The sequence below is a fragment of the Cellulomonas sp. S1-8 genome (assembly GCF_026184235.1).
Classification (GTDB): domain Bacteria; phylum Actinomycetota; class Actinomycetes; order Actinomycetales; family Cellulomonadaceae; genus Cellulomonas.
This window is the reverse complement of record NZ_CP110806.1, coordinates 100,881-122,181: the sequence shown is the minus strand read 5'-3', so window position 1 is coordinate 122,181 and position 21,301 is coordinate 100,881. Positions and strand designations below refer to the sequence as shown.

19 protein-coding genes are annotated in these 21,301 nt (G+C 74.5%); 8 read left to right on the top strand and 11 right to left on the bottom strand.

Going from position 1 to position 21,301, the window contains the following annotated elements; genetic code table 11:
- The first annotated feature begins 18 nt into the window (after positions 1-18).
- Positions 19-639: a hypothetical protein gene (locus tag OKX07_RS00540; RefSeq protein ID WP_265629917.1), complete on the top strand. Its 621-nt coding sequence runs from the start codon at positions 19-21 to the stop codon at positions 637-639.
- On the opposite strand, the gene OKX07_RS00535 is transcribed toward OKX07_RS00540, so the two are convergent.
- Positions 576-2,072 carry a sigma 54-interacting transcriptional regulator gene (locus tag OKX07_RS00535; RefSeq protein WP_265629916.1) on the bottom strand — a complete coding sequence of 499 codons (1,497 nt, stop codon included), beginning with the start codon at positions 2,070-2,072 and terminating at the stop codon, positions 576-578. The two genes, OKX07_RS00540 and OKX07_RS00535, sit on opposite strands and share 64 nt — an antisense overlap.
- 568 nt (positions 2,073-2,640) lie before the next feature.
- On the opposite strand from OKX07_RS00535, the gene OKX07_RS00530 reads away from it, so the two are divergent.
- The 3 genes from OKX07_RS00530 to OKX07_RS00520 all read left to right on the top strand — a co-directional run bounded on the left by OKX07_RS00530 (position 2,641) and on the right by OKX07_RS00520 (position 7,506).
- Entirely contained in the window at positions 2,641-5,259 is a 2,619-nt protein-coding gene (locus tag OKX07_RS00530) for an alpha/beta hydrolase (protein ID WP_265629915.1), read from the top strand.
- A 103-nt stretch (positions 5,260-5,362) separates the two neighbouring features.
- Positions 5,363-6,451, top strand: coding sequence for a hypothetical protein (locus tag OKX07_RS00525; protein ID WP_265629914.1), 1,089 nt, complete (start codon positions 5,363-5,365; stop codon positions 6,449-6,451).
- 44 nt (positions 6,452-6,495) lie between these two features.
- Complete coding sequence (locus OKX07_RS00520; protein ID WP_265629913.1) at positions 6,496-7,506, top strand: aldo/keto reductase family protein; 1,011 nt, start codon at positions 6,496-6,498, stop codon at positions 7,504-7,506.
- Positions 7,507-7,592: 86 nt separating this feature from the next.
- Here the strand turns inward: OKX07_RS00520 and OKX07_RS00515 are convergent, their stop codons facing one another.
- Both OKX07_RS00515 and OKX07_RS00510 read right to left on the bottom strand, forming a co-directional pair.
- Complete coding sequence (locus tag OKX07_RS00515; RefSeq protein ID WP_265629912.1) at positions 7,593-8,537, bottom strand: alpha/beta fold hydrolase; 945 nt, start codon at positions 8,535-8,537, stop codon at positions 7,593-7,595.
- A 55-nt stretch (positions 8,538-8,592) separates the two neighbouring features.
- Positions 8,593-9,225, bottom strand: coding sequence for a TetR/AcrR family transcriptional regulator (locus OKX07_RS00510; protein WP_265629911.1), 633 nt, complete (start codon positions 9,223-9,225; stop codon positions 8,593-8,595).
- Between the two features lie 274 nt (positions 9,226-9,499).
- On the opposite strand from OKX07_RS00510, the gene OKX07_RS00505 reads away from it, so the two are divergent.
- Entirely contained in the window at positions 9,500-10,015 is a 516-nt protein-coding gene (locus tag OKX07_RS00505; RefSeq protein ID WP_265629910.1) for a hypothetical protein, read from the top strand.
- 134 nt (positions 10,016-10,149) lie between these two features.
- Here the strand turns inward: OKX07_RS00505 and OKX07_RS00500 are convergent, their stop codons facing one another.
- The 5 genes from OKX07_RS00500 to OKX07_RS00480 form a co-directional block, all read right to left on the bottom strand.
- Positions 10,150-10,839 (bottom strand): VOC family protein, encoded by a 690-nt coding sequence (locus tag OKX07_RS00500; RefSeq protein ID WP_265629909.1) that lies wholly within the window; start codon positions 10,837-10,839, stop codon positions 10,150-10,152.
- Between the two features lie 85 nt (positions 10,840-10,924).
- Positions 10,925-11,389 carry an ACT domain-containing protein gene (locus OKX07_RS00495; RefSeq protein WP_265629908.1) on the bottom strand — a complete coding sequence of 155 codons (465 nt, stop codon included), beginning with the start codon at positions 11,387-11,389 and terminating at the stop codon, positions 10,925-10,927.
- A complete protein-coding gene (locus tag OKX07_RS00490) occupies positions 11,386-12,471 on the bottom strand; it encodes a lactate/malate family dehydrogenase (protein WP_265629907.1) in 1,086 nt (361 codons plus the stop codon). Before OKX07_RS00490 ends, OKX07_RS00495 begins: the two co-directional genes overlap by 4 nt.
- A gap of 98 nt (positions 12,472-12,569) precedes the next feature.
- Positions 12,570-12,875, bottom strand: a complete 306-nt coding sequence (locus tag OKX07_RS00485) for a hypothetical protein (protein WP_265629906.1) — start codon at positions 12,873-12,875, stop codon at positions 12,570-12,572.
- A 106-nt stretch (positions 12,876-12,981) separates the two neighbouring features.
- Entirely contained in the window at positions 12,982-13,572 is a 591-nt protein-coding gene (locus tag OKX07_RS00480) for a TetR/AcrR family transcriptional regulator (RefSeq protein WP_265629905.1), read from the bottom strand.
- A gap of 102 nt (positions 13,573-13,674) precedes the next feature.
- Here OKX07_RS00480 and OKX07_RS00475 point away from each other — a divergent pair, with 102 nt between their 5' ends.
- Positions 13,675-14,640, top strand: a complete 966-nt coding sequence (locus OKX07_RS00475; RefSeq protein ID WP_265629904.1) for an SDR family NAD(P)-dependent oxidoreductase — start codon at positions 13,675-13,677, stop codon at positions 14,638-14,640.
- Positions 14,641-14,696: 56 nt separating this feature from the next.
- Here the strand turns inward: OKX07_RS00475 and OKX07_RS00470 are convergent, their stop codons facing one another.
- Positions 14,697-15,143, bottom strand: coding sequence for a zf-TFIIB domain-containing protein (locus OKX07_RS00470; RefSeq protein WP_265629903.1), 447 nt, complete (start codon positions 15,141-15,143; stop codon positions 14,697-14,699).
- Positions 15,144-15,296: 153 nt separating this feature from the next.
- Positions 15,297-18,986, bottom strand: a complete 3,690-nt coding sequence (locus OKX07_RS00465; RefSeq protein ID WP_265629902.1) for a putative Ig domain-containing protein — start codon at positions 18,984-18,986, stop codon at positions 15,297-15,299.
- A 271-nt stretch (positions 18,987-19,257) separates the two neighbouring features.
- Between OKX07_RS00465 and OKX07_RS00460 the strand changes: the two genes are divergently transcribed.
- On the top strand, positions 19,258-20,280 hold the full coding sequence (locus OKX07_RS00460) for a TerC family protein (protein WP_265629901.1): 1,023 nt from the start codon (positions 19,258-19,260) through the stop codon (positions 20,278-20,280).
- Positions 20,277-20,600: a helix-turn-helix transcriptional regulator gene (locus OKX07_RS00455; protein ID WP_265629900.1), complete on the top strand. Its 324-nt coding sequence runs from the start codon at positions 20,277-20,279 to the stop codon at positions 20,598-20,600. The genes OKX07_RS00460 and OKX07_RS00455 overlap by 4 nt, the downstream gene beginning before the upstream one ends.
- 22 nt (positions 20,601-20,622) lie before the next feature.
- Here OKX07_RS00455 and OKX07_RS00450 read toward each other — a convergent pair whose 3' ends face one another.
- A complete protein-coding gene (locus OKX07_RS00450; RefSeq protein ID WP_265629899.1) occupies positions 20,623-21,282 on the bottom strand; it encodes a hypothetical protein in 660 nt (219 codons plus the stop codon).
- Positions 21,283-21,301 lie beyond the last annotated feature (19 nt).

The window sequence follows — 21,301 nt, the reverse complement described above, 5'->3', positions numbered from 1 at the left end:
TCCGCCGAGGAGACCGAGATGGCCACCAAGACCGACAACCGGCGCACGATGCTGCCGCCCCCGCCGCTGTCGACGGCGAACAAGCCGCGCTACGGCGGCGGGGTGCGCGGCTTCGCCGAGGTCAAGCCGCACAACGTGCGGGAGATCATCGAGGGACTGAAGTACATCCGCGAGCGCCAGGCGCGCACGCCGTACCCGCAGGCGTTCCTCATCACCTACCGGCACGACCCGCAGGACCTCGCGCCGCGCACCGTCACGCCCTACCTGCTGGTGCCGCACACCGGGGCGCTCGCCCCGGCGATCACCGGGCCGGGCAGGACGTCGGTCGTGACCTGGCTCGGGTCCCTCGGCAACTGGTTCGCGCTGAGCCCCGTCCCGCTCGTGCTGCCCGCGCACCCCGAGCCCCGGTGGGGCCGGGACGTGGGACCCGCGGGGCGCGGCTCGATGGTCGAACCGCTGATCAGGTACGCGTTCTTCCGGTTCTCGGACTACAAGCGCGCGCGGGACCTCACGGCGGGCAAGCAGCCCGAGCAGCCCGGCGCGGACGTGGCGTGGAAGGAGATCGCGGAGTACCTCTACGAGCTCGCATCCGAGCTGGGGCCGGTGGACGCAGGACGCGCCTGGCCCGCCGTCCGGTAGTCGAGCGCGCGCCGGCTGACCCCGAGCATGCGCGCGGCGGCGAGCGTGCCGCCTCCCACGTCCAGCGCGACGCGCGTGGCCACGTCGGCGGTACGGGCCTTGAGCTCCTTGAGGCCGACGCCCGCGCTCAGTGCGTCGCGGACCGCCGTCTCCAGCCCGGACTCCCAGGGGGCGTCACCCTCCGGCAGCGCGCGGTGCGGCGCGCTGATCCCGTCCGTCGCGATCCCGTCCGTCGCGATCCCGTGCGGCGCGATCCCGTGCGGCGCGGACGCCGGCGCCGGGCGGTCCTCCGGCGGGAGGTCGCCCGGTGTCACCGGGCCGTCCCCGACGTGCCGGGCCGCGACCCGGACGGCGAGCTGGCGCAGCTCACGCACGTTGCCCGGCCAGTCGTGCCCGCGTAGCGCGTCGACGACCTCGGGCGAGACCTCCGGTCCGTCGTCGCGGGGGGCGCCCGCGTCGCGCGGGACGGCGGCCGCCCGACGCACCGCCGCCGACGCACCGGGGGCCCCGCGGGCGCGCTGCTCGGACAGGAAGTGGCGGAACAGCGGCAGCACGTCGTCCGGGCGCTCCCGCAGCGACGGGACCCGCAGCGTCGTCGCCGCGAGCCGGTGGTAGAGGTCAGCGCGGAAGCCGTCGGCGCGCAGGTCGCGGTGGGTCGCGGCGACGAGCCGGAAGTCCGTGCGCCGTCGACGCGTGCCACCGACCGTCTGGTACGTGCCCTCCTGGACGACGCGCAGCAGCGCGGCCTGCAGCGCGGGGGGCAGGTCGCCGACCTCGTCGAGGAACAGCGTGCCGCCGTCCGCACGCGCGAACGCCCCCTCGTGGGCCGTCGTCGCACCCGTGAACGCGCCCTTCTCGTGACCGAAGAACTCGCTGCCGGCGAGCGTCGGGACCACCGTCGTGCAGTCCAGCAGCACGAGCTCGCGCTCGCGGCGGCGCGCGTCGACCTGGTGCACGACGTGCGCCGCGACCTCCTTGCCCGCGCCGGTCTCGCCGACCAGCAGCACGGGCGCCGTGGACCACCGTGCGACCTCGACCAGGTCCCGCAGGAACCGTTGCCACGCGGGCGAGGCACCGACCATCCCGGCGCGCTGCGCCTCCGAGCGCACGAGGGCGTCGACGTCCTGCCAGCGGCGCAACCGCTCGAGGACGGGGCCCAGGTCGTCGTCGAGCAGGTGCACGACGTCCGCCGCCCCGCCCGCGAGCAGGTACCAGGGGTCGACGTCCACGCCGGGCGCCAGGGCGACCAGGACGCGACCCGCGTCCCCGCCGAGGCGCCGCGGGTCGAACGCGGCCCGCGCGTCGGCGAGGACGACCACCCCGGGCTCCCCGGTCGGGCCGACCGGGTCGTCGGTCGCGTCGTGCAGCCCGGCGGCGGACAGGCGCGCGCGCACCGTCGGCGCGCATGACGAGGTGACACGAAACCACGCCATGCCGCCCCCGTCCGACACGCGGCCGGACGCGGCCCCCGGGTCCCGGCACCGCGACCCGTCCGGCCCGCGCCTCGCCGACGACGCTCCCCCTGCGCCGGGCAGCCGCGGACCACGCCTGCGGCGACCGTCGGCCGTCGCGGTTGCCGCGCTGCGTCCGGTTTGCCCCGTTCCGGCAGTCTGTTCCTGGGCAGGGGCGGGGTCAAGAATGAAAAATCGATCCGACCAGCGGGGTCGCGCGCCCCGCGGGCGAATACCGACAACGCGACAGGGTTGACGTTAAACCTCTCGACCGGGGAGCATTCGCTCAACCCGCTCCTGCAGCGTTGCAGATCCGCGGGGGGACGGCGCGGACGTCGACGACGCCCGTGTCCAGCCGTCAGGGGGACGGCACCGCGGCACAGCCCTCGACGTCGAGGGACGGGCCCGATGCGCAGCCCTGCCGGTCGGCGACCGAGGAGGGGTATCGATGGGGATGACTCGCAGGGGGCCACGTGACGCACAGGGCGCGCGACGCAGGACGACGGCCGTGGTCACAGGGGCCGCGCTCGCACTGGGAACGGCGGCAGTGATGGCACCACCCGCAGCAGCAGAGGGCGTCGCGCCCGACCCGTGGGTGTCGGTGACGCCCGAGGGGTACTACCGGTTCACCGCCCCGCAGGCGACGGTCCAGGAGATCGTCGGGGGCACGCCGCAGGTCGTGGAGCTGCAGGGCAACATCGGACCGGCGGGCACATGGTCGGACCTGGCGATGGACCCCAGCGGCACCGACTACCCGACGCAGGTCGGGATCCTGGAGCCCGGCCTGTACTACTACCAGTACACGGCGACGTTCCCGGACCGCACCAAGAAGTCGTTCCGGAACCCCGCGACCCCGGTCGCGGTCACGTCGCACCCGACGTGGAACACGTTCTTCGTCCCCGGCCCGTCGGTGCAGTGGATGTCCGACGTCGCGAACGGCGGCGAGGTCGCGGAGCTGACGTACGACAGCCCCGTCGCGGACGACGAGCGGACCACGCTCGTCTGGACGCCGCCCGGCTACGACGCCGAGCGCGCCGACGCGTACCCCGTCCTGTACCTGCTGGCCGACGGCGACCAGTCCGTCGACGAGTGGACCGAGCTGGGCCGTGCACCGCAGGTGCTCGACAACCTGGCCGCCGAGGGTGCGCTCGCCGACATGGTCGTCGTGATGGCCCAGGTGGGCGGCGACGACGCACGCGCCGAGCTGCTCGACGGTGTCGTCGCGGCGGCGCGCGGGGCGTACAACGTCAGCGAGGACGGCGCCGGCCAGGCCGTGGCCGGCATCGGCACGGGCGCGCACCAGGCGCTCGAGGTGCTGCGCAGCGACCCGGGCACGTTCAGCGAGGTCGGGGCGTTCTCCGTGACGTTCCCCGAACGTCCGCGTGACCCGAACCGCACCGAGGTCGCCGAGATCAACGAGGGCACCGACCGCCTGCGCGTGTACGTCGGCAACGTGCTCGACCCGTCGTACAACAAGACGCACGACCTGCTGCGCACGCTCGAGCGCACGGGCGTCGAGCACGAGTTCGACGGCGTCGACCCCGACTCGGGAGACACGTGGGACACGTGGCGCGAGGGCCTGCGCGACTTCGCGTCCCGCGTGTTCCAGGACGACGCGGGCCACGGCCCGCGCGAGGGGCACGGCCCGCTCGACGAGAAGTACACGCCGCCGGCCACGGGGTCGATCTCGACGCCGCACGTCGACGAGAACGGCATCGTCACGTTCGAGACCGGCACGCAGTTCGCCGACGCCAAGGACGTCACGGTGTGGGCCAACTGGGCACCCAACGGCGCGTGGTTCCGCGTGCCGATGACGAAGGTCGGGGACCGCTGGCGCCTGGCGATGGGCCCGCTCGACGGCTTCTACTACTACCGGTACGTCGTCGACGGCGTGGACGTGAAGGACCCCGAGGACACGGTCAACACGCTCACCGGCGTCAGCCCGCTGTTCGTGCCCGGCGAGACCGACCGCCTGCTGGGTGACCTGCCCGCGGACGAGCGCGGCACCCTGTCCACGCTGACGTACGACAGCGCCGTCGCCGGCGAGGAGCGCACGGCGTACGTCTGGACGCCCAAGGGCTACGACGCGAACCGCGCCGAGCCGTACCCCGTGCTGTACCTCAACCACGGCGGTGGGCAGAACTACGGCGACTGGGTCGAGGTGGGCCGCGCGCCGCAGATCCTCGACCACTACATCAAGGACGGCTCGATCGTCCCGATGGTCGTCGTCATGGGCAACGGCAACTCGCCCGACTTCCCGGCCGAGCTGATGGAGAACCTGGCACCCGCGGCGCGGGCCGAGTACAACATCGCGGACGACGCCGCCAACCAGGCGATCGCCGGTCTGTCGATGGGCGCCATGAACACGCTCAACACGTGGCTCACGCGTCCGGGGCAGTTCGGGTGGATGGGCGCGTTCTCGGGTGGGCTGTTCTTCAACACCCCGCAGTTCGACCCTGCCGCGGTCAACGCCGAGACCCGGCTCGCCCGCGTCTACACCGGTGACAAGACCGACTTCACCTACCAGGCGACGATGAACCTGCTGGAGCTGCTCGAGACCAACGGGATCACCCACGAGTTCGCCGGCGTCACGCAGGGCCCGCACGGGTTCGACGTGTGGCAGAAGAACCTCATCGACTTCCTGCCGCGGCTGTTCCGCGACCCCGAGAACACCGAGGGCGTGGAGCTGCGGGCCGTCGTGCCCGAGGGCGAGAACGGCGTCCTGGCGCTGTCCGTGGCCGACGACGGCTCCGGCGTGACGCTGGACGGGCCGCAGAACACCGGCACCGCCCTGCGGTTCCGGGGCCAGCTGCCCACGGTGACGGTCACCGACTCACGCTCGGTCGCGCAGGCGGGGGTCACCGGGTGGGCCGTCACGGGTCAGGCGTACTCGTTCGACTCCGGTGCGCGTCTGCTCGACGCGAAGCACCTGGGCTGGACCCCGCGCATCGAGAGCCCGCGCGCGGGCCTCGTCGCGGGCGACGCCCGGGCCACGGCGCTCGGCGGCGGGGAGGGCCTGGTCATCCCCGGACGTCTCGCCTCGGCGACGCCCGAGGGCCGGCTCGGCTCGGCGACGATCGGCGCGGACCTCGTGCTCGACGTGCCCGTCGACACGGACCCCGGTGAGTACGCAGGCACGTTGAGCCTGTCGCTGTTCCCCGTCGACTGACGGGTTGATCCACGTCGAGCTCGTACTTCGGCGGCCCACGGCCCGCCGGAAGCCGCCGAAGTACGAGCTCGGCACCCGTCCCTCGGCCCGTGAGAGAGCAATCGTGCGCATCCTGCTGCGTTCCGTCGTCGCCGCTGCCGTCGCGCTCGGCGGGTTCCTGGTCGCGGTGCCCGGCGCCGTCGGCGCGACGACCGACGACGGGTCCGCGACGACCGTGACGTGGACCGTGCAACCGGCCACCGCCGACGGGCCCGACGGGCGGATCTCGCTGCGGCACGTCCTGGACCCCGGCGCGTCGGTCACCGAGCACGTCACCGTCACCAACTTCAGCGACCGCGCCGCCACCTTCCTGGTGTACGCCGGCGACGGCACGCTGTCCGACTCCGGGGACTTCGACGTCCCGCCGGGCGGCGCCCCACAGGACGGCGGCGCGTGGATCGCGCTGAGCCCGCCCGAGGGCGCCGAGGCGCTCGACGACGGCCGGCTGAGCCTGACGCTCGCCGGCGGCGCGGCCGCCACCGTCCCGCTGACCATCACCGTCCCCGCCGACGCGACCCCGGGCGACCACCCCGCGGGCGTCGTCGCGGAGCTCGTCGCCGACGACGCCGTGCGGCTCGCGGCCCGCGTCGGGACCCGCCTGCACCTACGGGTCACTGGCGACGTCGAGGCCGCGCTCACCCCCGACGACGTCACCACCCGGTGGGAACCCTCGTGGAACCCCTTCGCCCCGGGCACGGTCCACGTGCGGTACGTCGTGCGCAACACCGGCGACGTGCGGCTCGGCGCCCGGCCTGCTACGACCCTCGCCGGCCCGGCCGGCATCGGCGCGGCGTCGCACACCGCCGAGCTGCGCGAGGTGCTGCCCGGCCAGTCCGCGGTCGTCGAGGCGTCCCTGCCCGTGTGGCCCGTGGTCCGGGTCACCGGGCACGTCGACGTCCGCCCGTGGGTCGTCGGCGAGGACGTCGTCGACGCCGCCATGCGCGCCGGGTCCGCGCCGGTCACCGTCTGGGCCGTGCCGTGGCCGCAGCTCGCGCTCCTGGTCCTCGTCGTCGGTGCCGTGGTCCTGGTCCGGTGGTGGCGGCGGCGGTCGGCGCGGCAGGTGCAGGCCCGGGTCGACGAGGCGCTCGCCGCGGCGGGGGTGGCGCGCGAGCCGGTGACCTCGACGACGGGCGCGCAGAGCCCGCCGCCCTGACGCGCCGGTGGGCCGGGGCCGCGCGGAGGTGGTCAGATGGGGGCATGGAATTCCGCTACCTCGGCAGCTCCGGCCTCAAGATCTCGGAGATCACGTACGGCAACTGGCTCACGCACGGCTCGCAGGTCGAGAACGAGACCGCGACCGCCTGCGTCCGCGCGGCCCTCGACGTCGGCATCTCGACGTTCGACACCGCGGACGTCTACGCGAACACGAAGGCCGAGACCGTCCTCGGCGACGCGCTGAAGGGTGAGCGGCGCGAGTCGCTCGAGATCTTCACGAAGGTCTACTGGCCGACCGGCCCGGCGGGCAAGAACGACGTCGGCCTGTCGCGCAAGCACATCATGGAGTCGATCAACGGCTCGCTGCAGCGGCTGCAGACCGACTACGTCGACCTGTACCAGGCGCACCGGTACGACACCGAGACCCCGCTCGAGGAGACGATGCAGGCGTTCGCCGACGTCGTCCGCCAGGGCAAGGCCCTGTACATCGGCGTCTCGGAGTGGACCGCGGACCAGCTGCGCGCGGGTCACGCCCTCGCCACCGAGCTCGGCGTGCAGCTCATCTCGAGCCAGCCGCAGTACTCGATGCTCTGGCGAGTCATCGAGGACGAGGTCGTGCCCGCGTCGCGCGAGCTCGGCGTCTCGCAGATCGTCTGGTCGCCCGTCGCCCAGGGCGTGCTCACCGGCAAGTACAAGCCGGGCGAGCAGCCCCCGGCCGGGTCGCGCGCCACGGACGAGAAGGGCGGCGCGAACATGATCAAGCGGTTCATGAACGACGACGTCCTGGCGCGCGTGCAGGCGCTGCAGCCCGTCGCCGACGAGCTGGGCCTGTCGATGGCGCAGCTCGCCATCGCGTGGGTGCTGCAGAACGACAACGTCGCCGCCGCGCTCATCGGCGCGTCGCGTCCGGAGCAGGTCCACGAGAACGTCAAGGCCGCGGGCGTGCGCATCCCGGCCGAGGCGATGGCGCGGATCGACGAGGCCCTCGGGGACGTCGTCGAGCGCGACGCCCGGATGACCGCCGAGACGGCGCCGAAGAAGCGTCCCGTCTGACGCGACCTCGGTCGAGCACCGATCGCACGCGCCGACGCCCGGTGGCCCGCGTGGCCGCCGGGCGTCAGCGCGCCCGCGGCCGTCGCTCAGCGCGCGGTGACGTGCTGCACGACGAGCTCGATCGTCGCCTCGTCACGCAGGATCCGCTGGTGGCCGAGCCCGTCGGTCGCGACGAGGGTCGCCGTCGGCCACGCGGCCGCGACGCTGCGCCCCACCGCGAACGGCGTCTCCTTGTCGCGCCGGTCGTGCACGACGAGGGTCTGCGGCAGCTGCCCGTCCGCCCCGAGCGGTCCGAGGTCGAAGTCGCTGAGCGGGCGCTCCGCGAACTCCTCCAGCGCCGCGCGCAGCAGCGTCTGGACGCGATCGCTCAGGCGCAGCGTCCGGGCGAACTCCCCGAGGATGTCGGCGAAGTCGTGGTTGGGCGCGATCAGCACGAGACGGTCGGCTCGCATGCTCCCGGCGCTGAGCACCATGGACGCGGCGGTGGTCCCCATGGAGTGGGCGACGACGGCCACCGGGTCGCCGAAGCGCGCGCCGACGGTCTCCAGCGCCTCCATGACCTCGACCAGGGTCCCGCGTCGCGGACCGAGCACGCTCGGGTCGGAGTCCCCGTGCCCCGGCGCGTCGACGGCAACGACGCGGTGGCCGGCGTCGACGAGCGGCCCGACGAACGCCCCGAGCTGCCCCCGCCAGCCACCCCAGCCGTGCACGAGGTAGACGACAGGCCCGTCGCCCCACGCCTCGGCGACGACCCGGCCGCCCCGGGGCGAGGTCAGCTCGACGACCTCGCCGGTGTGCGGGCGGTAGTCCTTGCGGCGCCCGGTCCCCCCGGGGAGCGTGCACCACAGGGCGAACGCCTCGGCGCCGGCGACGCGCGGTGCGACGACGCTCAGGACGCGCAGCCGTCCGCGGACGTAGGCGAGGCGCGCGCGGGAGGCGAGCTGCCGACGCCGGGGCGCACGCGTCGGCGTCGCGGGGGCGGTGGTGCCGGAGGCGGAGGTGCCGGAGGCGGAGGTGTCGACGGCGCTCATGCGGCGGCCTGCTCTCGGGTGCTGTGGAGCTCTCGGACGAGGGGGAGACGGTGGGTCATGCGGGTGCGACGGCCGTGGTCGCCGGTGCCGCGCGCGCAGCGGCGAGCAGCCGCTCGATCGCGGTGCGCGCCTGCTGCTCGGCTGCCGGGTCGGAGAGCAGCCGGTACCCGTGGTACATCCCGAGCATCACGCCGTGCAGGTCGGTCGCGAACTGCGCGGTGTCGGTGTCGGGGCGGAACTGGCCGTCGGTGACGCCGCCCGCGACGATCCGCGCGATGCTCCGCGCGAGCTCGTGGTGCTGCTCGCGGAGGCGGTCGCGCACCGGGCCGTCCTGCTCGTCGAGCTCGGTGCTGGCCTTGACGAACAGGCACCCGCCGGGCTGACGCTCGATGCCGCACGTGATCCACAGGTCGGCGAGCGCGCGCACCCGCGGTTCGCCGCGCGGGACGCGCAGCGCGGGCAGGATCACCGAGGTCGCGAACTCCTGCGCGGCCGCGTCGAGCACCGCGAGCTGCAGCGCCTGCTTCGAGCCGAAGTGCGCGTACATCCCGCTCTTGGACATGCCGACCTCGTCGGCCAGCCCGCCGATCGTGAGACCCCCGAGCCCGACGCGGCACGCGAGCTCGACGCCGCGCACCAGGATCGCGTCCCGCGTGCGTCGGCCCTTGGGGAGGGCGGTGTCGACCATCCGGCGAGATTAGCACGGTCGTGCGGAAATAGCAGCACGATCGTGCTGGACGCCGCTCGCCCTCGGACACGCCGCCGCACCGACGGCCTCGGCCGCCGGGCGGACTCAGGCCTACCCCTCCACGCAGAGAGTGCCTGCTTCCGCTGTCACCCCGCGTGTGTACCGTCCCACCCGGAGCGGACCGGGCGGTGCCGCGGAAGGGTTACGCCACGTGTTCCACGCTTGGGGCGACGAGTCCAGATCTGTCGCGAAGCGTGACCCTGACGTCTACCTGATGGGTGCAGTCCTCGCCGACCCGGCCCGTGCCGACGAGTTGCGCTCGGCCATGGTGGAGCTCCAGAGGCCCTCCGAGAAGAAGCTTCATTGGCGAGCCGACTCGGATCACCGCCACGATGCAGTCGTGGCGGTGATCTCCAGCCTGCCGATCGAGGGCGTCGTCGTCGTCCGGCGGGGCGGGCCCAGCGAGAAGGACGAGCGCCAGCGCCGGAAGTGCTTCGAGACTTTCGCTCCCGAGCTCGTGGCAGCGGGCTGCACACACCTGGTGCTGGAGTCGCGCGGCGCCATGGCCGACAGGCGGGACCGCGAGATGCTGGACGCGCTGCGATCCCGACGGCACATCAGCTCGACCCTACGGCTGGATCATGCCCCCGGACCTGCGGATCCGATGCTGTGGATCGCGGACGCAGTGTGTGGCGCCCTGGTCGCACAGCGCGTCGGTGAAGGTCGCTGGTGGCGGATTCTCGAAAGCCGGATGACTGTGCACGTCGTTGACGACGTGGTGCTGAAGTGACGCGAGCCTCGGGCCCTGTCGTCCGGCAGGATCTCCCGAGGCTCACTTCCGCAACCACCTCGATGGCGCGGCCTACGCCGAAGTTTAGGTTGGTCCGCGCTCGTCGGCAAGGAGCCCGCGCTCACGACCTCGGCTCACGCCTCGGTGTCCGCCCACCCGGCGATGTCCACGCCGTGGTTGTCCGGAGACGCGATCGTCCACGTGTGCGGGACTCCGCCGGAGCTGACGATCCGGCCGCCCAACGCGACGGCCGCGTCGACGCGAGCCTGCGCCTGATCGGCCGGGACGGACACGTCGATGTGGGTGCGTCCCCGGCCGGGCCGTGGGGGCGTGACCTCGTGGAACCACAGGTGCGGCCCGCGGCGCAGCGGGTCCGTGAGGTCCTCGTCACCGACGCGCCGGTAGCCGAACGCGGCCTCCCAGAACGCCCGCGTGTCGACGCCGGCGTCCTGCGCGACGGCGATGCCGACGACCTGCAGCGCCGACGGGTCCGGAGTCAGACCCAGCACGTGCGCGGCGCGACTGACCGCCACCGCGAGGTCGACGTCCGGGCGACCCAGCGCGCCGTCGACCCGCGAGCACGTCCGCACGGTCACCCCCTCGGGCCGCACGTCCACGTCGGGGTCGTGGCCCACCACGGCCGCGGCCCCCGCGATCGCCGCGACGAACGCGGCGGCCTGCGCGAACGACGTCGTCCGGTAGCACGCGTGCGCCCCCCAGAACAGGACGCGCCAGTCCTCGACGCCCGGCGCGGCGTGGAACTGTGCCGCGCTGACGCGGGGCGACCCGTCGGGCAGATGGTCCTGGTCCGTCGTGTCGTCCATGCGTGGCCCCCTGACCGGTGCGCGTCCGCCCGGTGCGCGTCCGCCGACGACCGCAAGGCTAGGCCCGCCCACCGACACCGGCGCGTCAGCCGTGGGGCGGCTGGATGACCGTCGCGTCGCTCGTCGCGCCCGCGGCGCGCGCCGCCTCGACGGTGGCCTCGACGTCCGCGAGCGCGCCCTCGACCAGCAGGGGTTCACCGGCGTCCGTCCGGCCCGACCAGCGGACGGCGGCGTGCGGCGGCGGGGTGAAGACGACCCCGCGCGGCACGTGCACGACGGCCGCCGCGCGCACCCCGAGGTCGTCGGCACGCCGCACCTGGACGGACCGCACCTGCGGCAGCCGGTCGAGGGTACGTGCCAGCAGGCGCGCGCGGCGCTCGCTCGCCCGGAACGTCACGACGACCAGACCGGCGTCGTCGTGGACGTCGCCCGTGGCCATCGAGCCGACGTTGACGCCGCGCGTGGAGAAGACGCCCGCGAGCGCCGAGATGCTCCCCGTGCGGTGCTCGGCGCGGACCCAGCCGACCCACCGGGTGTCGTCGTCGGTCATCGTGCCCCCTGCCCGTCGGTCCACGGCGCGGCGGCCGCGCCGATCGCCGCACCCGCCTGCGCGAGCCGCGCGTCCTCGTCGGCGGGCAGCGGGTCGAGCAGGACGCGCCCCCACCCCTCGGGGCCCAGGACGACGGGCACGCCGAGCACCCCGTGCACGGGCGCGCCCCCCACGCTCACCTCGCCCGCGAGGGCCACCTGACCGGCGACGACGATGTCGCGTCCGTCGAGCACCGTCTCGAGCAGGTCGATGGTCGCGGACGCCGTCCCCGCGGCCGTCTTGGCGCCCGACTGGTGCGTCATCCACGGCCGCGCGACGACCCGCAGGTCCGGCGGCCACGTGTCGATCAGCGCGAACGCGGCCGCCATGTCCTGCGACGCCAGCGCGGTCAGGCGCGCCTTGGCGTCCGCGATCTCGGCAGGGAACGTCCGCAGCGTCCGCGGGCCGCGCAGGCGGGCGACGGCCCGTTCGCGCTCGGCGACGTCAAGCCCGCTGATGCGCACGGTCGACCACAGCGGCACCGCGTCATCGCCGTGCTGCCCGCCGACGAACCCGCCCACACGGTGCCGCCGCACGCCCAGCTCCACCGCGATCTCGCGCCGGAACCGCAGCGTGTCGAGCCACGCGCCCATCCCGATGACCCGGTGCCGACCCAGCCGCTGCGCCATGATCGCCACGCCCAGCTCGACCGGGTTGGACACCACGACGACGACCTCGCTGCCGGACCCGTGCGCCGCGAGCGCGTCGGCGTAGGCGCGGAAGACGGCCGAGTTCTGCTCGGCGAGCGCGCCACGGCTCGGCGGTGTGCCGTCGCTGCGCGGCGGGATCGTGCGGCCGGCGGCGACCACGACGACGTCCGCGACCACGTCCGCCGGGTCGAGCGCGACGTCCAGCACCGGCGCGTGCTCGTCGTACGCGTCGATCAGGTCCGCGCGCAGCCCGTGCACGGCCCGCGCCGACGACCCGTCGGGCCGCCCCACGAGCTGCAGGCGCGACGTCGTCGGCAGCACCTGCCGCTCGACGAGCTGCGTGCACACCTGCCGTCCCACATCGCCCGTCGCACCGAGCACCGCCACGTCCATGCCGTGAGGCTACGGGCGTCAGGTGACGCGGACGTTGCACGCCCCGGTCGGGTCCTGGACGGGGCAGGTCGCACCGACCCGTCGAGCGGTCGGGCCGGTCAGGCCTCCGGGAACACCGTGGCCATGAAGATCGAGAACACGATGCCCACGACCGGCAGCAGGAGGCCGAAGCGCCACCAGAGGTTCACGTCCGTCTGGCCCTGGGGGTCCAGCGCGCGACCCTCCTCGTTCGAGATCGGCTGCTGCGCCCAGCCGGCGTCGGTGGCGGTCGCCAGCCGGTACCCCGTCGGCCACGAGATGCGGAACAGCCAGAACAGGTGGAAGTGGGCCCAGATGCGCACGAGGGCGCGTCCGGGGTCGAGCTCAGCCGTCTTGGAGCGTCGGCCCCAGCCGAAGAAGATCACGTGGCGTCCTGGTGCTCGATCCGGTGGGTCGCCGCACCCTAGACCCGCGTCGTGTCCGTGATGCCGCGCTTGCGGAGCAATCCCCCGGTCCGGCGCCCGGGTGATATCAGGTGGCAGCGACCGTCCGGACGAGCAGGTCCAGCAGGGCGTCGGCGTCGGCTCCCCACTTCACCGCCGGGAGGTGGCCGCTGACGTCGAGGTCGACGACGCCGTGGGTGGCGGCGAGCAGCACACCGGCCGTGGGGCGTGCCCGCGCGGCGCCGACGACGCGCTCGACGAGCACGAGGAACTCGTCCTGCGCCGCCGACGCGGCGGTCGCGACAGCCTCCGCGCCGCTGCCGGGGACGGGCGGCCCGACGATGCCGACGAACATCAGCCGGTAGAGGTGCGGGCGGCCGCGTCCGAGGCGGACGAGGGCGTCGAGCGCGCTGCGCAGGGTCGCGGCGGGGGTGTCGTCCGCACCGGCGACGACGGCGCGCAGGTCCTCGGTGAGCGTCGTCCAGGCCGCGGCGGCGACGGCGGCGAGCAGGTCGTCCTTGTCGGCGAAGTGCCGGTACGGGGCGGACCGGGAGACGCCGGCGCCGCTGCCGACGTCGCGCAGCGTGACGGCGTCGACGCCGCCGCGGTCGAGCAGCGCGGACGCCGCGTCGAGGAGCGCCTGACGTGTCTCTGCCGCGGTCTGTGCTCGTGCGGCCACGTGACCAGCATAGTTGACAGCGTCCACCGAGGGATGCGTAACGTTGACACTGTCAACTCGATCACGTCGGCGATCGCCCGGCGTCCGACGGAAGGCACCACCGTGCACACCGTGCTCCTCACCGGCGGGACCCGCGGCATCGGCCGCGCGGCCGCGACCGAGATCCTGCGCCGCGACCCCACCACCCACCTCGTCCTGCTGGGTCGCGCGTCCTCGGTCCACCCCGTGGCCGCGGAGCTGCGCGCCCTCGCACCGCACGTCACGCCGCTGGACGCGGACCTCGCGGACCTCACGTCCGTCCGCCGGGCGGCCGCCACGGTCGGGCGCCTGCTCGACGCGGGCGACCTGCCGCCGCTGCGCGTCGTCGGCGCCAACGCCGGCGTGCAGCTCGTCGACGCCCTGCACACCACGCCCGACGGCTTCGAGACGACGTTCGCGGTCAACGTGCTGGCCAACCACGTGCTGCTGCGCAGCCTCGAGCCGTGGCTCCGGACGCCCGCACGCGTCGTCGTCACCGTCTCGGACACGCACTTCGGGGACCTGCGGCACACCGGCGGGCTCGTCCCCGCGCCCCGCTGGTCGGACCCCGCGACGCTCGCGCAGCCGGCGGCGTTCCCGCGACCGTCGACCGCCGTCGCCGGCCGGACCGCCTACTCCACCAGCAAGCTCGCGGCCGTCCACCTCGTCCACGCGTGGGCGCGGCACCTGCCCGTGGGCGTCGACGTGCTCGCGTACAACCCGGGCTTCGTCCCCGGCACCGGCCTCACGCGTGCCGCGAGCCCCGTCGCCCGATTCGTGGCCGGCCGGGTGCTGCAGGTGCTCACCCTCCAGCCGTCGATCGACGACGTGCAGACTGCCGGCCGACGGCTCGCCGCGGCGCTCCTCGGCGACGTGGACGCCCCCACGGGCGCCTACGTCGACCGCTCGCGCGTCGTGCCGCCGTCGCCGGCCTCCTACGACGAGGCCCGCGAGGACGCGCTGTGGCGCTTCGCGGACGAGGTCCACGCCGCGATCGCGACAGTAGGCACACCTGGCCACCCGGAGGGACGGTCCGGGTCACCTGTGTGACCACTACCGCGTCCGTGCGCCCCCACCCCCGGTGGGGGGGTCGATCCAGCCTCGGGTCAGAAGTCGAAGAGGTCCTCGAGCCAGGAGTCCTTCTTCTTGCGGCGGCGCGGGTCGTGGCCCCGGGAGTCGTAGCCGCGGGAGTCGCCACGGGGGTCACGACCGCGGGGGTCGTAGCCCGGTGCGCCGTAGGCCGGGGCGCCGTAGCCCGGGGCGTCGTGCGTCGGCGTGCCGTAGTCCGGGGTGCCGTAGGCGGGGGCTGCGCGTCGCCGGTCGTCGCGGTCGTCGTCGCGGTCGCGGCGGCGGTCGTCGTAGCCGGGCGGCGGCGCCTGCGCCCCCGGGACGGCGCGCGGGTCGACCCCCGGGGCGGCGGGGCCGGCGCGGTCGATGATCTTGTCCAGCTCGCCGCGGTCCAGCCAGATCCCGCGGCACACGGGGCAGTAGTCGATCTCGACGCCCTGGCGCTCGGTCATGACGAGCTGGGTCTGGTCCACGGGGCACTGCATGGGGGCGCTCCTTCGGGTCGAGGCAGGGACGAACCTACGGGAAACCGCCCCGCGGGCGCATCGCCCCTGCCGCGGGAGGTCTCGTCGGTCACGTCCCCGACGACCCCGGCGTCCGACCACCCACCCGATCCGTCCGCCGCAAGGGCTCGCTCGTCACCCCACCTCGCGCGGACGAACCCGCGGGTCCACCGCGCTGGGTCGTGCGCCCGGCGGCGCGGCGCCGTAGGTGAAGGCTCCGCTGTAGCGCACCGACGGGCCGGGTGACCCGTCCGGGCGCCGGGTCGTGACGACCACGTCGACCGCCCCTGTCGCGTGCGCCGGCGTGACGGCCGTCGCGACCGCGTTGGCCGGTGACCCGGTGAGCCGGGCGGCGACGCCGTCGAACGTGATGCCGCTGACCGTGAACGGTGCGGGCACCGCCACCGGGTCGGGGCGCCGCACGCGGGTGCCGTCCCCGAGCTGGCCGGCGTCGTTGGCGCCCCAGCCCCACACGGCCCCGGTGGTGGTGAGCACCAGGCCGCACTGCACGCACGCCGCGACCCGCGCGGCGGGCTGGTCGACGGGGGAGGTGACGCGCGTCGGCCGCTCGTACACGCCGTCGTCGTCGAAGCGCCCGCAGAAGTCCTGCGTCCAGTCGATGTAGCACTGGACGCGGCCCCACCGCCACACCGTCCCGTCGGACAGCACGGCGACGCCGCCCTCACGCGCGAGCGCGACGTCCTGCGTCGTGACGCCCGGCGGCCGCTCGAGCTCGACCGGCTCGGGCACGCTGTCACCGCCCGAGCGCCCCAGCTCGCCGTACCAGTTGCCTCCCCAGGACCACAGGGAGCCGTCGCTGCCGATCGCCAGCGCCGCCGTCTGCGCGACGACGACGCGGGTCGCGACGAGGGCGGCGGGCGCTGCGACGCGCGTCGGCACCCCGTGCAGCACGGGTTCGCACTCGTCCCACAGGGCGCACCCCTCGGCGACGTCGACCCCCCACGTCCAGATGCGACCGGCGGTGTCGGCGGCCAGCGAGGCGTCGTGCGACGCGCTCACCGACCGGACGCGCACCCCGGCCGGGAACGCCACGCGCACGGGTGTCGCGCGCTCGGTCGCGGTGCCGTCGCCGAGCTGGTTCTGGTCGTTCGCGCCCCACGCCCACACGCTGCCGTCGGACGCGAGCGCGAGCGCGTGGTCCGCCCCCGCGGCGACGCCGGTGACGCGCACGCCCGCAGGGAGCGTCAGCGGCACGGTGGTCACGCGCGTGCCCGTCGGCGTCGCGGGGTCGGCGGTCAGGTGTCGCACGGTCCCGTCGGACGCGAGCACGTACGACGCGGACCCGGACGCCAGCTGCGTGACCTTGACGCCGGGCTCGAGCGGCAGCGCCAGGCGCACGGGCAGGGTGGGGTCGACGTCCTCGCCCCGCTCGCTGAGCAGCGGCACCGCCCCGTCGCCCCACGCCCACACGTACCCGTCGGCGGTCAGGCCGAGGGTCGCCGTCCTGGTCCACGTGCCCGTCGTGGTGATCTGCGAGAACCGCGGCGAGGGCGTCGCGACGCTGACGGTCGTGCCGCCCTGCACGGGCCCGACCGCGGGCGTCACGGGCGCGGACAGACCGGGCCCGACGATGCGCAGCACGACGTCCGTCGCCTCCTGCGCGAACGCGGTGCGCGCCGCGACGACGACGTCCCAGCGGCCTGCGGTCGTGGGCGTGCCCGCGAGCGTGCCGGTCACCGGGTCGAGCGTCAGGCCCGGCGGCAACGAGCCCGCGGCGACGACGAACGCCACGTCGGACCCGCTGCCGGTGAACGTGTGCGTGTACGGCGCACCGACCGTGCCCGACGGCGGCACGGGGGACGTGACCTGCGGCGACACGCCGATCGTGATCGTCTGCTCGACGCTGCGCGGCACGGGCGAGGTCGTCGTGAGCGTGAAGGTGAAGGCGCCGGCCGTCGTGGGCGTACCCGCGACCTCGACGACGATCGCGCCGTCGCGTGCCAGCACCGTCCGGACGCCGAGCCCGTCGGGCAGCGCCCCCGCCGTGACGGTCACCCGGACAGCCGGCCGCCAGGGCCACTCGTCGGCCAGGGACAGCGTCCCGCGGTACGCCCGGCCGACCGCTCCGGCGGGCAGCGGGTCGGACGAGAGCGCGGGCGGCGTGAGCACGCGCAGGTTCGCGGTGAGCGTCGTGCTGCCGTACGCGTTGGTCGCGGTGATCTGCACGTCGGCGTCACCGACCTGTGTCGGGGTGCCGCTCAGCGCCCCGGTTGCCGGGTCCAGCACGAGGCCGGGCGGCAGGTCACCGCTGGTGAACGTGATCGGACCGGGTCCGCGCAGCTCGGGCACGAACGCGTACGGCTCATCGACCGCGGCCACCGGGTAGGCCGTCGTGACGAACGTCGGCGGGGGTGTCGCGGTCGCGGTGTACGCGTCCTCGAGCAGCAGGAGCGGGCCGGCGGCGCCGGCGGCGTCGCGCGTCTCGAGGACGACGTCGAGGACACCGTCCGGCAGCGGCGGTGTGACCGTCGCGAACGTGCCGCCCGCCCCGCGCGCCACGGCACCCGCCGGGACGTCCCCGACGCGCACGCCCACGACGTCCAGGGGTGTGCGCACGTCCACGGGCGTGGGGCGTGTGGTCGTCGAGCCGTCGCCCAGCTCACCGGACGCGTTCTGGCCCGCGGCCGCGACCCCGCCGTCGACGACGACGAACGTGGACGCCTCGCCCGCGGCCACCGCCGCGTCGGGGGCGTCCCGGAGCAGCGGGACCGGCGTCGCCGCGAGCGTCGCCGTCCCCGCGGTGCCGAGCTGGCCGAGCTGGTCGTCGCCCCAGACCCAGACCGTGCCGTCCAGCGTCGTCGCGACGACGTGCTGGGCCCCGCCGACGACCTCCTCGACCAGGAGCGCCCCGTCCGGGAACGCGACCCGCGTCGCGGGAGCCGAGCGGCTCACCAAGCCGATGCCGAGCTGCCCGCGGTCGTTGCGCCCGAACGCGACGAGCTCGTCCGGAGCGCCGTAGGTGAACGTGCTGTCCCCGACGGCGAACATCCGCGAGGTGCCGGTGCAGCAGCCGCCGCCGCCCCACACGGCCGTCGGGACCGTGAGCCGTGCGCCGACGTCCGCGCCGAGCTGCCCGTAGGAGTTGTCGCCCCACGCGAACACCTCGTTGTGGTTGACCAGGGCGAACGCGTGGCGGTGGCCCGCCGTGATGTCCTCGAGGGGCCCCGAGCTCCCGAGCTGCGGCATCGGCACGGGGCTCGTGCGCGGCTGCCGGTCGCCGACGCCGAGCTGCCCGGCGTCGTTCGCGCCCCACGTCCACACCCGTCGGTCGGTGTCGAGCGCCACGACGAACTGCCCGCCCGCGTCGACGCGCTCCACGCCGATGGGCAGCGGCACCTGCCGCGGCTCGGGCTGCGCGTCGGTCGTGCCGAGGCCGAGCTGCCCCTGCGCGTTGGCGCCCCACGCCCACAGCGTGCCGTCCGACGCGAGCGCGAGCGAGAAGTCCGCGCCGGCGCTCACCGCGCTGATCGTCACGCCGTCGGGCAGCGGTACGTCGACGCGCACCGGCACCGGGGAGTCGGCCGTCGACCCGGTGCCCAGCTGTCCCGACGACCCCTCGCCCCACGCGTACACGGCGCCGTCGCGCGCGAGGCCCAGCGTGTGCCGCCCACCTCCCGCGACCGCGGCCCACGCAGCGCCGGGGACCGTGAACCGGAGCGGGTCACCGCCGGCGGTGGACCCGACGTCCGGGGTGATCGTCACGTCCCCCGCGGGCGTCGGGACCGCCGCCGCCGGTGGTGCGGCGGCCAGCAGCCCGGTCAGCACAGCGACGGCGGTGATCGACGAGATCGTCCTCGGATGCATGGGCCCCCCAGCCAGCTCCAGCGCGACGCCGCGCCCTCGAAGCGTAGAAGGTCCGATTTGTCGCAGTCACGAGCGGGCGCGGGTGAAACGGGTACCCGCGCTGCGGTTGACGTCGACAGGTGAACTGCGGTTCACTCATCTCCGTGGAGGGGAGTATCCCCCGACGCTGCGTCGTCATCACGGCCGTCCCCGAGGACGCCCCGGCGCAGCGGGCCCGCACGCCGGGCCGGGAGAGACCTCCGGTTGTCTTGTCGACCGGAAGGTGATGCTCGTGGACGTGCCCCTGTGGATGTGGCTGGCCGTGCTGGCCGCGATCCTGCTCATGCTGGCCATCGACCTCTTCGCGCACCGCCATGCGCACGTGATCGCGGTGCGCGAGGCCGCCGTGTGGTCGGCAGTCTGGGTCGCGTGCGGCGTCGGGTTCGGTGCCATCGTCTGGCGCATGTACGGCAGCGAGGCCGGCCAGCAGTACTTCGCCGGGTACCTCATCGAGAAGTCGCTCGCCGTCGACAACGTGTTCGTCTGGGCGATCATCTTCACGTTCTTCGCCGTCCCGCGGGAGCTGCAGCACCGCGTCCTGTTCCTCGGGGTGCTCGGTGCCCTCGTCTTTCGCGCCATCTTCATCGCCGGCGGCGCGGCGCTCATCGAGAGCGTCGGCTGGGTGCTGTACCTGTTCGCGGCGTTCCTGCTGTGGACCGGCTACCGCATGCTGCGGCAGCGCAACGAGCACCTCGACCCTGAGCAGTCCCGCGCCTGGCGGCTGTTCCGCCGTCACGTCCCCATGACCGACGCGTTCCACGGCCAGCGTCTGCTCGTCCGGCGCGACGGCGTCCTGCTCGCCACGCCGCTGCTCGCCGTCCTGATCCTCATCGAGGTCACGGACATCGTCTTCGCGGTCGACTCCATCCCGGCTATCTTCGCGGTGACCGACGACGTCTTCCTCGTCTTCACCGCCAACGCGTTCGCGATCCTCGGCCTGCGTGCGATGTACTTCCTGCTCGCCGACCTCATGCACCGCTTCGTGTACCTGAAGATCGGCCTGGCGTTGGTCCTCATGTGGGTGGGCGTGAAGATGCTGCTGAAGATCGACCTGCTGTACATCCCGACCACGCTGTCGCTCGCCATCGTCGTCACGATCCTGGCCGTGAGCATCGGCGCGAGCCTGTACGCGACGCGCGGCCAGGGCCGGAAGGCGACGGAGGCGCCGGTCGACCCGCCGTTCCGCGTCGCGACGCCGGACGAGACGCGCGAGCTCGAGCCCGTGTTCCGACGCCGCCCCCTGGTCCGGCGATGACCGCCGGGTCGCGGGTGGACGGCGCACGGGCGCGCACGTCGTGGACGTTCCTGACCAACCACGCGCACGTGCTGCTCGCCGTCGCCCGCGACCCGGACCTGCGGGTGGCTGACATCGCCGGGTACGTCGGCATCACGCCCCGCGCGACGCTGCTGGTGCTGCATGACCTCGAGGCCGCCGGGTACCTGCAGCGGCACCGCGAGGGCCGGCGGACGCACTACACGATCGCCGCGCACCAGCCGTTCCGGCACCCGACGACGGCATCGCACGACGTCGACGAGCTGCTGGCGCTGTTCGGCGTCGCCGGCCCACCGCCCTGACCGCGGCCCCGGGACGACCTGGTCAGCCCGGCGGGGTGGCCTGGGACCTGCGCGCGCGCGGCCCGGTCGGCGCCGACTGCCACCGCGCCGGGTGGGTGGCGAGGTACGTCTCCCGCCCGGCCAGGGTGGCGCGGAAGTGGTCCAGCTGCCGGGTCGAGTCGGGCTGCCCGTCGCGCCCCGGTACTCCGCGGGCCGTCCACAACCCGGGCACGCCGGCGTTCGCGCAGGCCGTCGCGACGAACGGGCGCACGGGCACGCCGATGTCGACCACCGGCATCCCGTTGGTGATGTCGCCCGGGTGCTTCGCCCGCCAGCAGACCCAGCGCGCCCCGGGGACCTGCGCCATCATCACGTCGCCGACGTACGCCGTCACCTGGTCCCACAGGAGCAGCAGCCACGCCGGTACCGGACGCAGCTTGCCGGGCTCCCAGTGGTAGTCCGGGTTGGAGGGTGGCAGCCACGGCGACCGGTAGTCGACCTCGGCCGGCTCCGGGACGCGCAGCACCTCGTCGATGAACCACGCGTTCAACCCACCGAGGCTCTCGACCGACAGGTCGAGCGACGGCCCGCCCGAGGCGGCCACCCGCTCCGCCAGCTCCCGCCGACGCTCGGGCAGGCCGGCCACGAAGGACTCGAAGGCCTCGTCCGCCTGCTCCCACGAGGAGGCCGCGTGGATGTACACCCTGGTCACGGTAGGTGGA

Bases quoted from the DNA above. Each gene is read 5' to 3' on its own strand.
- OKX07_RS00540 (WP_265629917.1), top strand. From the start codon at position 19: ATGGCCACCAAGACCGACAACCGGCGCACGATGCTGCCGCCCCCGCCG.
- OKX07_RS00535 (WP_265629916.1), bottom strand. From the start codon at position 2,072: ATGGCGTGGTTTCGTGTCACCTCGTCATGCGCGCCGACGGTGCGCGCG.
- OKX07_RS00530 (WP_265629915.1), top strand. From the start codon at position 2,641: ATGGCACCACCCGCAGCAGCAGAGGGCGTCGCGCCCGACCCGTGGGTG.
- OKX07_RS00520 (WP_265629913.1), top strand. From the start codon at position 6,496: ATGGAATTCCGCTACCTCGGCAGCTCCGGCCTCAAGATCTCGGAGATC.
- OKX07_RS00515 (WP_265629912.1), bottom strand. From the start codon at position 8,537: ATGAGCGCCGTCGACACCTCCGCCTCCGGCACCTCCGCCTCCGGCACC.
- OKX07_RS00510 (WP_265629911.1), bottom strand. From the start codon at position 9,225: ATGGTCGACACCGCCCTCCCCAAGGGCCGACGCACGCGGGACGCGATC.
- OKX07_RS00505 (WP_265629910.1), top strand. From the start codon at position 9,500: ATGGGTGCAGTCCTCGCCGACCCGGCCCGTGCCGACGAGTTGCGCTCG.
- OKX07_RS00500 (WP_265629909.1), bottom strand. From the start codon at position 10,839: ATGGACGACACGACGGACCAGGACCATCTGCCCGACGGGTCGCCCCGC.
- OKX07_RS00495 (WP_265629908.1), bottom strand. From the start codon at position 11,389: ATGACCGACGACGACACCCGGTGGGTCGGCTGGGTCCGCGCCGAGCAC.
- OKX07_RS00490 (WP_265629907.1), bottom strand. From the start codon at position 12,471: ATGGACGTGGCGGTGCTCGGTGCGACGGGCGATGTGGGACGGCAGGTG.
- OKX07_RS00470 (WP_265629903.1), bottom strand. From the start codon at position 15,143: ATGCAGTGCCCCGTGGACCAGACCCAGCTCGTCATGACCGAGCGCCAG.
- OKX07_RS00465 (WP_265629902.1), bottom strand. From the start codon at position 18,986: ATGCATCCGAGGACGATCTCGTCGATCACCGCCGTCGCTGTGCTGACC.
- OKX07_RS00455 (WP_265629900.1), top strand. From the start codon at position 20,277: ATGACCGCCGGGTCGCGGGTGGACGGCGCACGGGCGCGCACGTCGTGG.